This window comes from Fulvivirga maritima, assembly GCF_021389955.1.
Classification (GTDB): Bacteria; Bacteroidota; Bacteroidia; order Cytophagales; family Cyclobacteriaceae; genus Fulvivirga; species Fulvivirga maritima.
Genome location: NZ_CP089980.1, coordinates 6,381,815 through 6,392,613, shown reverse-complemented (window position 1 = coordinate 6,392,613; position 10,799 = coordinate 6,381,815). Strand labels below are relative to the sequence as shown.

Sequence of the window (10,799 nt, the reverse complement as noted above, 5' to 3'; positions counted from 1 at the left end):
GAAGCATGGGCTATTTTGGAACCTACCCTAACTTCGATTGGTCACCAGATGATAAGTTCATTTATTTTTGGGCTGAGGGAAAAATAAAGGAAATTGACGTGAGCTCGCTTCAAGTAACAGAGGTTCCTTTTGAAGTAGAAAACACTATAAAAATAGCCGAAGCTCTTAAATTTAAGAGAGACATTAATCCTGATAAGTTTGAAGTAAAGGATATCAGAAATGCCGTTACTTCACCGGACGGAAAGAGGTTAGTGTTTAACGCTTTAGGTCGATTATACAGAAAAGAACTGCCTAACGGGGAGCCTGAACGAATTACTTCTTCCAAGGAATTTGAATTTGAACCTGCTTTCACTCCTGACGGCAATACTTTGGTATATGTATCATGGGAAGATGAAAGCATGGGAGCTGTGAAAAAGGTATCCTTAAAAAGGAAGAAAAAAGACAGCCTGTAGATGTTACTTCAGAAAAAGGAATTTACCGCACACCCTCTATCTCACCAGATGGAAAAACGGTGGTTTATGTGAAGGAATCAGGTAACAGCACCTTAGGTGGCACATTCGATAAAAAGCCAGGTATCTATACTGTTTCTATTGAAGGCGGCAAAGGTAAACGAATTACCGAAAGTGGGGAATATCCTCAATTTAGTGTAAAAGGAGATAGAATATTTTACCAAACGGGAGGCTACTTTTTTGGCAACCTTACTAAAAGACTAAAAAAGTGTCAACCTTAGCGGTGATGATGAAATTACGCATGTAGAGTCTAAATATGCTAACCGACTAATTCCTAGTCCTGATAACAAATGGGTGGCATTTATGAATTTGCATAAGGCTTATTTAGCGCCGCTTCCATTAACCGGACAAACGCTGGATATCGATCCTAATAGTAAATCTGTGCCGGTGGCGCCTATCACTAGAGATGAAGGTATTAACCTACACTGGTCAGCAGATAGTAAAAAAATCCATTGGACTTTAGGCGATGAGTATTTCACTAATGATATTAATGAGAGGTTTACCTTTTTAGAAGGATCTCCTGATAGTATCCCTCCTGTGGATACTGTGGGTGTCAAAGTAGCTCTTGAGGCAGATACTTACCGCCCTGATGGTGTTATCGCTTTTACGGGAGCTACCATTATTACTATGGAAGATGATCAGGTAATTGAAAATGGAACCATAGTAATTAATGGCAATAAAATAGAGGCCATTGGAGATGCATCAGTAGCTATACCCGCTGGCGCTAAAGTGTATGATGTACAGGGAAAAACCATTATGCCTGGTTTTGTAGATGTACACGCTCATGTAAGTGCTTTTGGTTACAGGAATTACACCTCAGAAACATTGGCCTTTATATGCTAACCTGGCGTATGGCGTAACTACAGCACATGATCCTTCAGCTAACACGGAGACGGTGTTTGCTATGTCAGAGCTGATTAATGCAGGAGAGATGAGCGGTCCGAGATTGTTCTCTACCGGTATCATTCTCTATGGTGCAGATGGCGATTTCAAAGCTAAAATTAATAGTCTGGAAGATGCACGTTCGGCTTTAAGGAGAACTAAGGCCTTTGGAGCATTCTCTGTAAAGAGTTATAACCAGCCAAGAAGAAGCCAAAGGCAACAGGTCATTCAAGCTGCCAGAGAGTTGAACATGCTAGTGGTACCTGAAGGAGGATCTACCTTTTACCATAACATGAGCATGGTTATGGACGGACATACCGGAATAAACACAACATACCAGTAGCTCCTGTTTATAAAGATGTGTTGGAGCTTTGGGGAAATAGTAATTCCGGATATACTCCTACATTAATCGTGAATTATGGAGGTCTTAGCGGAGAGTATTATTTCTATCAGAATTATAATGTTTGGGAAGACGAAAAGCTTCTTACATTTTACCCGAGGGGTATTATAGATTCCAGGTCACGTCACAGAATTATGGCTCCAGAAGAGGAGTATCAAAATGGGCATATTTTGGTGTCAGAAACCTGCAAAGCATTGGCCGATCATGGTGTGAAGGTAAACCTTGGAGCACATGGACAGCTGCATGGACTTGGTGCTCACTGGGAGTTATGGATGTCAAGCAGGGAGGAATGAGTAATATGGAAGCCTTGAAAGCTGCTACTATCAATGGAGCTAATTATTTAGGTATAGATGAGCAAGTGGGCTCTTTAAAGGAAGGTAAACTCGCTGATTTAATAGTGTTAGATAAAAATCCTTTAAATGGAATTACGAACTCTAACTCTGTACGTTATACTATGGCTAATGGCAGGTTGTATGATGCCACCACCATGAATGAGATAGGTAATCAGGAGCAAACCAGAAGCAAATTCTACTGGGAAAATAACAAGTATAACCAGGCGTTTGACTGGCATGAAACCGCTGAAAGTTACATGAAAGTGGGCTGCAGCTGCGAGGCAGATCATTAAAAGAGAATTGATTACATAAAAAAACCGGGACTTTTAGTTCCGGTTTTTTTTATGTGTTAAATGCTGGATGGAATATCAAAGAACAAGTGATTTGATTTTTATATTCTGTGATTATTTATAAAATTGGAAACCTTAATTTTAAATGAAAAATAATTATGCTCGGAGGTTTTTTAAAAGGAATGAATGATTCTCTTAAGCAAAACCGTGACTTAAGAAATAAAAGAAAATCATTAAAGGATATTTACAGCACGAGCATAAGAGCCACACCGATCATTTCAATGAAGCAGATGTTAATGAGCGGGTAGGTCTGCGTCTGAAGTGGGAAAGGAAGCAGTCCTCTCGTAACCGAAGATTATCTGTATTGCTTTTTCTCTCCATAATAATAGGCTTCATAATTGTATACTTCGTTTTTGAGTCAGCTCCAGAAAGATTTGTACCTCCAAAAAAAGAATACTTCAGAACTATCTATTTTAAAAAAATCCGATAGAGAACAGCTTCGAGTCGATTATTATAAAAGAGGAGGGAAGGCTGCGGAAACGAAATACCAAGATAGTCTCAGGCATCAAAATTCGGAAAGCTATTATCCATCAGGAGAGCGGTTCAGATCTGCACTATATTATAAAGATTCATTACTTAAAGATCTCTACTTTTTTAAAAATGGAGACACAATAAAAAACTTTCCCCATGTGACTCCGGATAAGGTATATCACCTGAAATTATTAAGCCCAGATTCTCAAATAGTTAGTTTTGATTATTTCGATGGTAAGATATTGCCAGATAGTTATAAGCGGGCTGAATGACTGATGTAAGTTTATTTAAATATTATCAATATTAATGTGATGAAATAAAATAGTAATTACTATAATATGTTTATTATTTGTTTTAATTTGATATAAACAAGTCTATTATATGGTTACTTAATTAATTACATCATGACAGTTCTATTGACAGCTTTAACCTGCATTTTTGCATCATTATTGTTATTCAGTTCTATAGTAACAATAATATCCCTTTTTACCAGCCCCAAAAAACCACCTTTAAAAGCGGAAGAGCGAGATATGGCTCTGATTATAACTGCTTATAAAAATGTGGATCTAGTCCCTCAGCTCTTATCTTCCATTTACAAATCAAATTATTCTAACTATCACATTTATGTGGTGGCAGATGATTGCCCGGATTGTAGTTTGGTGAAAAAGAGAATCTGAAATTAAGCATCTTGAAACCCGAAACAGCTTTAAGCTCTAAACTCAAGTCTATTAAATATGCTGTAACCCATTATGTGCGGGAGCATGATACATCTATCATCCTGGATTCTGATAATCTGGTGCATAGTGATTTCTTAATGGAGATGAATAACTACAGAGCGTATTTTATGGCTGTGCAAGGTAGAAGGGTGGCCAAAAATCTGGATACATTCGTTGCCTCACTTGATGAAACAGGTGAAATATATCATAATTATGTAGATAAATACGCTCCATATAAATTGGGTTCATCTTCTAATTTATCAGGTTCAGGTATGGCTTTTTCTACTTCATTATTAGAGTCATTTCTATTTGATAAGGAAGTGGAGCAGCTAATGGAAGGCGTTATTTATGGTGAGGATAAAATGTTTGCCAACTTCATAGTAGAAAAAGGGCACCAAATAGCTTACCACTATAATGCCTTGGTGTACGATGAAAAATTAGAGAAAAAGGATCAAATAAAGAGACAGCGCATCAGGTGGTTTAAAAGCTACTTTATTAATCTGAAGTCTGCGGCAGATCTTGTAGGATCAGGATTGCTAAAAGGAAGATTAGGAAGAGTGTTTTTTGGTATGGTAAGTGCTTTCCCTCCGTTATTTTTATTAGTAATGGTAAGTGGTTTACTGGCACTATGTAGCCTGTTCTTTAATCCTTGGCTGTCCTTAATTTTAGTAGGAGCCGTTATGTGGTTTATATTTAACTTCCTATTTGTGTTGAGGTTGGCGCATGCTCCTAAACCTATATGGAATGCCCTGATCAGAGTACCTCTATTTATGCTGGAGCAATTAAAAGCTATGCTGGTTCTCCATCGCTTTAAGGGAGTATTTCCTGGTGACTCAGCATAGTAAAGGCGTAAATATTGATGAAGTAAAATAATACGAACTTCAAAAATTCTATTGATAGATATTTTGAAGTGAAAAATAAAACGAGGCTGTCTCAAAAGTAACATTCACTAATATGTAAATGCTTTTGTGACAGCCTCGTTTAACTTTTATAATGCTTCTTCAGCATCTTCTACTATTTCCACATCAGCATCTTCTGCATATTCTTCTTCTATAAATTCTTCATCTACAGACAACTCATCTAATGCTTTGTTAATTACAGGAATAAAGCTAGATGATGATAAATCAGGATTGCTAACAATCTCTTCTAAAGAGGCTATTTTTTTGTCTTCATCTTTTAATTCCATAGCAGGCTTTGCAAATTTGGCTACAGCCACATCTATGTCTTTTTCTGAAAGGTTGTCTTTCTTTACCCAACCATTTTGAATCCATTTGGCACCTGTTCTTTTTCCTACTACCTCCAGCCAGTCACCTTCAGTAGATTTAATGGCTACAATATCCATTTGGGTGAATTTCTTATCGGTTTTGGTAAGCAAGTCCGGTCTTTTGTAGATGAACACATCTTCTAAAAACACACCTACTTTGGCATTTTCTATGATAAAGTCAGAAAGAGCCCATCCTTCAGTACCATCAGCCAGTTGAACCTGAGTGTATTCGCGGTCGTTATCCAGGCTATCTTTGGCAGTGTTTCCCAGACTGGTTAAAGATTCTCCAAGGCTTAAAGAGGTTAACCATTTGGCTTTTGAAGAAGCTTCTGTTCTTACAGAAATATTGTCCCACACGCATACTGCTGGTACTTCTGTCACTTTTTCTACAGATTCTGAGCTCTCTTCGTTGGCTTGGCCTTCAGCTTCGCTTGATGATTGCTCTGATTCATTGCTAGAGGAGCAATAAGGTCAATAAACTCATTGCTAAACAAAAAAATGAAAGTTTGAAAAATTTCATAGTTGATAATTATTGTTAAAAAATTTTGTGATAACAGCTATAAATAAAACCGCAATTTAAAATAAATGAAGTAAAAACAATGACATTAAGATGTTAAAATGAGTTTAATTGAATGGTATAGTTATGTATGTAAATGAAAAAATTATATTAATACGTGTTGAGAATTACTATAGTTGAAGCTCTGAGTAGTAACATTTCAATTTTAGGTGATTAAACTCAGTTTTTAGCCGGTGAATTGGCAGCGCTAATTCATTTAGCTTTGGTGCTTTTTTTATCTAATTTAGCCCTAAAAGAAATAGCGTATGTTGTGTATAGATAACTCTAGTATAGAGCCGTATTTCAACCAGGCAGTAGAAGAGTATTTTCTGAAAAATTCTGATGAAAATATTTTTATGCTTTGGCGTAATGATAATGCCATTATAGTAGGTAAACATCAAAATACTATTGCAGAAATTAATGTTGATAACGTAAGAGAACGTGGCATAAAAGTGGTGCGCAGGCTTACTGGTGGGGGAGCAGTTTTTACGATTTAGGTAATATAAATTATACCTTTATCATGGGCTATGGAGATGAAGATGCCAAAGTCGACTTTAAAAAATATAATCAACCTATTATAGACGTATTAGCTTCTCTAGGTGTGAAGGCGCATTTCTCTGGGAGAAACGATATTCTGATAGATGATCAAAAATTTTCGGGGAATGCAGAGCATATTTTTCGTAAGAAAAGAAGAGTGCTGCATCATGGAACCTTACTCTATGCCTCTCAGATAAAAGACATTTCAGATGCTCTTAATGTTAATCCTTTAAAATTTGTAGACAAAGCGCGTAAGTCTGTAAGGAGCAGGGTAACTAACATATCATCTCATTTGAAAGAAGATATTGGTGTAGATCAGTTCCGTCAAAAGGTGATGGATCATATTATAAATATGTACCCAGATGCTAAACCTTATACTTTAACGGATGAAGATAAGAAGGCTATACAAAAACTGGCAGATGAAAAATATAGTACCTGGGAGTGGAACTTTGGTAATTCGCCTGAGTACGATCTAAAGCATGGGGTAAGAACTACTGGCGGTCACGTAGAAGTACACATGAACGTAGATAAGGGCGTTATCACTAGTTTAGAAATACTGGGAGATTACTTTGTAAACCGAGAAATAGATCCGGTAATAGAAGCACTTATAGGTAAAGAACATAGAGAAGAAGTGGTTTTGCAGACTCTGAAAGAAGTAAAAAGTAGTGATTATTTTAGTAATATCACCGAAGAGGAGCTGCTAAAAGCATTTTTCTAAAAGATGATTATCTTTTAAACCGTAGTTTTTACATTTGCAATTTATTTAAAGAGATATTGAGCGAATGAAGGTGAGATTGATGGTCATTCTGCTAGCAATGCTAGCAGGAATGCAGGGATGCGATAGTAAAAAAAAGAAATTTGAGTGGACTGATGATATAGCAGCCATTACAGATAAAAATATCCGCCAATGGTTGAGGAAAGCTCCTTTTGATGAAGAGTGGGACCCTCACGCTAATAGCGGCGATAATCTGGTTACTACCAATGAAAAACAGGTTTTTCCTTTTTTGGGTGGTATTTACAATGAAGAGGGAAGGTTAAGAAGTACTGGTGACGGTAGGGAGGTTTTTACAGATGAAACGGTGATTTTTAAAGATCCTGAGTTTGGAGAATCTTTTGTACATGCCGCACTTTTGTATGATCCAGAAGAGGTTTTTATGAGTAGCTTTTACTCAGAAACCGGTAATGTGCTTATGTCAGGTGCAGATGCTATACACGAGTCTTACAGAGCCGACCTGACGGAGACATCAGTATATGCGAACGAGAATAGATATAAGACGGCCATTTATTGGGTGTACTCAGGCTATCAATCTTACTTAATGGGATTTTATCAGCAAGGGAAGCTCGTTTTTCAGGTGGCTTTTCCATGTAATAATCATGGCAAAGGCTTAGCTAAGCTAAAAGAAGTGAGCGAGAAGCTGGGCCTTAAGATTAAAGAGTGGGAAGCGGCAGGTGAGGACGATCTCGAAAAGACAGAAGACAAGCAGAGCTTTTGGAAGGACCCTTATTATGGTATTTATATTGATGGCTTTTTCCCACAGATGAGCGTGAAGATAAAGAACACGCCTTATAAAAAGTATAAGAATCAAATAGCAAAAGAAGAGGGGGTTGATTACCTATTTGGTTATGTAAATGAAGACGGAGAGCACAAGCTCAGCTTCAGTATGAAAGAGATTTCAGTAACCAGAGAGCAATACGAGAAGGAGATGAACGAGGTCAATGTGCTGCCTAACGAAAATGGCAGAGGTCCGGTTTATGTTATTAAGCAAGAGGTAGCGGGTAATGTTATTGAGGTGGAGGCTGAAACTTACTTCAAAGATGATAAAGTGTTGAAAATCAGTGCTACCTATCCTACGCAGGATAGTGCTGCCAATGAAGAGATTAATGATGTGCTAACACATTTGCGTATTTCTTTATAAATGAAATGCGATTTGATAATATCAAAAAAGCCTGCGGAAAAGCTTCGCAGGCTTTTTTGTTAATGGTGATATTTATCACTGTTCATCAACCGGAGGCTTTCTATTTTTACGTAGGCAATGTGTGTAGTTGGAGAAGTTATTTTTTAAAATTTTAATTAAAGAAATTTTTAAACCAACTAATCACTTGATTCTGCCGTACTATCAGTGTTGGCTGATTGACAGGTTGAGTGAGTAAACTCTACCTGCTTGAAGAAGAATCTTTAAAATTTGGATATTTGTAGCCAGATTTCCAATTTACGGGGTTTATTTCCATCACCCGATGGCCTTTTGAAGGCGAATGAAATTTAAGTTGAAATTTAAACGAAATATGAAACACCTATTAGTAGCGTTTTTATGTATTGTAGCTAATATATCTTTTGGTCAGATTTTGAAACCAGTAAAATGGAATTTTCAAATTGAGGATCAGAAGGAGCGCTCAGCTACGCTAGTCTTTACAGCTAATATAGACGAGGGCTGGCACGTTTATTCTCAGTTCATTGAGGATGGAGGTCCTATACCTACATCATTTCACTTTGATGAATCTGAAGATTATACTTTAAAAGGTAAAGTGGAAGAGGTTTCAAAGGTTATCAAGGGCTTTGATAAAACTTTTGAAATGGATATTGCCTGGTTTGAAAACAAAGCTGTATTTAAGCAAAATATAGAATTTCAAAAGTCTCCTGTACAGGTAAAAGGCTATTTGGAGTTTATGGTCTGTGATGATCATCAATGTTTGCCTCCTACAGAAATAGAATTTGATTTTAACGTAACCGGGGCACCTAAAGCAGCTAGCCCTGTGGCTGAAACACCTAAAGAGAAGGTAGAACAGCCTAAGGTTTTAAAAGAAGAGACAGAGTCTACACCTAAAATAGCTCAAACTGATGAAGTAAAGCCGGCGGAGGAAAAGGAAACAGAAGAGGTTGAAGAAGATACTACTGCTGTTGATTCTGTAGTGGAGGTAGAAGAGACTGAGGTTGCTAAAACTGATGTAGCAAAAGTAGAGAAAGGGGATGTGCCTGAAGAAGATAACTCTCTATGGGCCATTTTTGTGGCAGGTTTTATAGGAGGTTTGGCTGCTATATTCATGCCTTGTATATTCCCTATGTTGCCTTTAACGGTGAGTTACTTTACTAAACAGGCTTCCAAAGGATCAGGTGTGGGTAAAGCTTTAATTTATGCTTTATCAATCATCGTTATTTATGTGGTGCTAGGGCTTATTGTCACTGTGATATTTGGAGCTTCGGCACTCAATGCGTTATCTACTAATGGTATTTTTAATATAGTATTCTTCTTATTATTGGTGGTTTTTGCAGCATCATTCTTTGGTGCATTCGAAATCACTTTACCTACCAGCTGGAGTAATAAATTAGATAGCAAGGCTGATCGAGGAGGTATGATTGGTATCTTTTTTATGGCAGCTACATTAGCTATTGTTTCATTTTCATGTACAGGTCCAATAATAGGTGCTTTACTAGTGCAGGCAGCTAATATGGGAGAGTTAATGGGGCCTGCAGTAGGTATGTTTGGTTTTTCATTGGCACTGGCTATACCATTTGCCTTATTTGCTATGTTCCCTTCATGGATGCAGGCTTTGCCTAAATCTGGAGGCTGGCTTAATAGTGTGAAAGTAGTCTTAGGCTTTTTAGAGATGGCTCTGGCGTTGAAATTTTTGTCTAATGTAGACCTGGCTTATCACTGGGAGTGGTTTGATCGTGAAGTATTTCTAGTGCTTTGGATCGTTATATTTGGAATGATGGGCTTATACCTCATTGGTAAGATAAAATTTGCTCATGATAGTCCATTAAATTACCTGTCGTTCCCGAGGTTAGCTTTGGCTGTTGTTACTTTTTCATTTACACTTTATCTGGTTCCGGGGTTATGGGGAGCTCCATTAAGTGCTGTAGCAGCATTTTTACCACCTCAACATACTCAGGACTTTGATTTATACACAGCATCCCTTAATCCTGTAGCACATTCAAGCTCTTCAGATGATAATGAGCCCAGGAAATATGGCGATAAGTTTCATGCTCCATTAGGCTTAAAGCCGTTTTATGATTATGAACAAGGACTTGCATATGCGAAAAAGGTAGGGAAGCCTGTAATGATTGATTTTACCGGCCATGCTTGTGTGAACTGTAGGAAAATGGAAGCTTCCGTATGGCCAGAAGCTCAGGTATATAATAAAATAGCTAATGACTATGTGCTTATTCAGCTCTATGTAGATGATAAGAGTAAACTGGCTGAGGAAGATCAGTTTTATTCTGAATACAGTAAAAAAGATATTGAAACAATAGGAGGTAAGTGGAGTGATCTCCAGGCTTCTGTGTATAATGCTAATTCTCAGCCTTTCTATGTGCTGCTTTCACCTGAGGAGGAACTATTGGCTAAGCCTGTAGGGGCAGTGTATGATGCTGATGAGTACGCTGCTTTTCTAAACGCTGGATTAGAAAAGTATAAAGAGAGTAAGTAAAATAAATAATACATTAAATATAGAATAAAAGGTTAGTCTTAAGGCTAGCCTTTTTTTAATGTTTAAGGTCAATAGGAGCAATAAGCAAAGGGGAGATACAGAGTCATGAATTAAAGATTATTTTAAAAAAGAAAACTTTTAGTATACATTGTCAATAATTAGTCTACCTTTGTAAAAAAAATAAGAATATAGTATCCATTACAAGAAAGCACATCGTAACATACTTCTTCCTAGAGTGTGTTATAAATTAGACCAGAGAAAAATAAATAGTAAAGCAGAAGAACTAAATTTTAAAGTCCGTCGTTTCAGATAAAAATGAAAAGACAAAAGTGTTAAAGCTTTATTAATTATTTTATA

At 37.1% G+C, this 10,799-nt stretch carries 11 protein-coding genes and 1 pseudogene; 11 read left to right on the top strand and 1 reads right to left on the bottom strand.

Features of this window, described 5'->3' with window-relative positions; translation table 11 throughout:
• The first annotated feature begins 5 nt into the window (after positions 1 to 5).
• From LVD15_RS26770 to LVD15_RS26735, 8 genes are all read left to right on the top strand, one after another.
• Positions 6 to 452, top strand: a complete 447-nt coding sequence (locus LVD15_RS26770) for a TolB family protein (protein ID WP_233778258.1) — start codon at positions 6 to 8, stop codon at positions 450 to 452.
• 68 nt (positions 453 to 520) lie between these two features.
• Positions 521 to 730: a TolB-like translocation protein gene (locus LVD15_RS26765; RefSeq protein WP_233778257.1), complete on the top strand. Its 210-nt coding sequence runs from the start codon at positions 521 to 523 to the stop codon at positions 728 to 730.
• Between the two features lie 82 nt (positions 731 to 812).
• Positions 813 to 1,352 carry an amidohydrolase family protein gene (locus tag LVD15_RS26760; protein WP_233778256.1) on the top strand — a complete coding sequence of 180 codons (540 nt, stop codon included), beginning with the start codon at positions 813 to 815 and terminating at the stop codon, positions 1,350 to 1,352.
• A complete protein-coding gene (locus LVD15_RS26755; RefSeq protein WP_233778255.1) occupies positions 1,306 to 1,734 on the top strand; it encodes an amidohydrolase family protein in 429 nt (142 codons plus the stop codon). Before LVD15_RS26760 ends, LVD15_RS26755 begins: the two co-directional genes overlap by 47 nt.
• A gap of 17 nt (positions 1,735 to 1,751) precedes the next feature.
• A complete protein-coding gene (locus LVD15_RS26750; RefSeq protein ID WP_233778254.1) occupies positions 1,752 to 2,084 on the top strand; it encodes a hypothetical protein in 333 nt (110 codons plus the stop codon).
• Positions 2,081 to 2,416, top strand: coding sequence for an amidohydrolase family protein (locus LVD15_RS26745; protein ID WP_233778253.1), 336 nt, complete (start codon positions 2,081 to 2,083; stop codon positions 2,414 to 2,416). Before LVD15_RS26750 ends, LVD15_RS26745 begins: the two co-directional genes overlap by 4 nt.
• 395 nt (positions 2,417 to 2,811) lie before the next feature.
• A complete protein-coding gene (locus tag LVD15_RS26740; RefSeq protein ID WP_233778252.1) occupies positions 2,812 to 3,216 on the top strand; it encodes a hypothetical protein in 405 nt (134 codons plus the stop codon).
• Positions 3,217 to 3,632: 416 nt separating this feature from the next.
• Positions 3,633 to 4,502 carry a glycosyltransferase family 2 protein gene (locus LVD15_RS26735; RefSeq protein ID WP_233778251.1) on the top strand — a complete coding sequence of 290 codons (870 nt, stop codon included), beginning with the start codon at positions 3,633 to 3,635 and terminating at the stop codon, positions 4,500 to 4,502.
• A gap of 146 nt (positions 4,503 to 4,648) precedes the next feature.
• Here the strand turns inward: LVD15_RS26735 and LVD15_RS26730 are convergent, their stop codons facing one another.
• Positions 4,649 to 5,305, bottom strand: coding sequence for an SH3 domain-containing protein (locus LVD15_RS26730; protein WP_233778250.1), 657 nt, complete (start codon positions 5,303 to 5,305; stop codon positions 4,649 to 4,651).
• 441 nt (positions 5,306 to 5,746) lie between these two features.
• On the opposite strand from LVD15_RS26730, the pseudogene lplA reads away from it, so the two are divergent.
• The 3 genes and pseudogenes from lplA (at position 5,747) to LVD15_RS26710 (ending at position 10,442) form a co-directional block, all read left to right on the top strand.
• Positions 5,747 to 6,735: pseudogene (gene lplA, locus LVD15_RS26720) on the top strand (lipoate--protein ligase).
• Positions 6,736 to 6,799: 64 nt separating this feature from the next.
• On the top strand, positions 6,800 to 7,933 hold the full coding sequence (locus LVD15_RS26715) for a hypothetical protein (RefSeq protein ID WP_233778247.1): 1,134 nt from the start codon (positions 6,800 to 6,802) through the stop codon (positions 7,931 to 7,933).
• 367 nt (positions 7,934 to 8,300) lie between these two features.
• Positions 8,301 to 10,442: a protein-disulfide reductase DsbD family protein gene (locus LVD15_RS26710; protein WP_233778246.1), complete on the top strand. Its 2,142-nt coding sequence runs from the start codon at positions 8,301 to 8,303 to the stop codon at positions 10,440 to 10,442.
• Positions 10,443 to 10,799 lie beyond the last annotated feature (357 nt).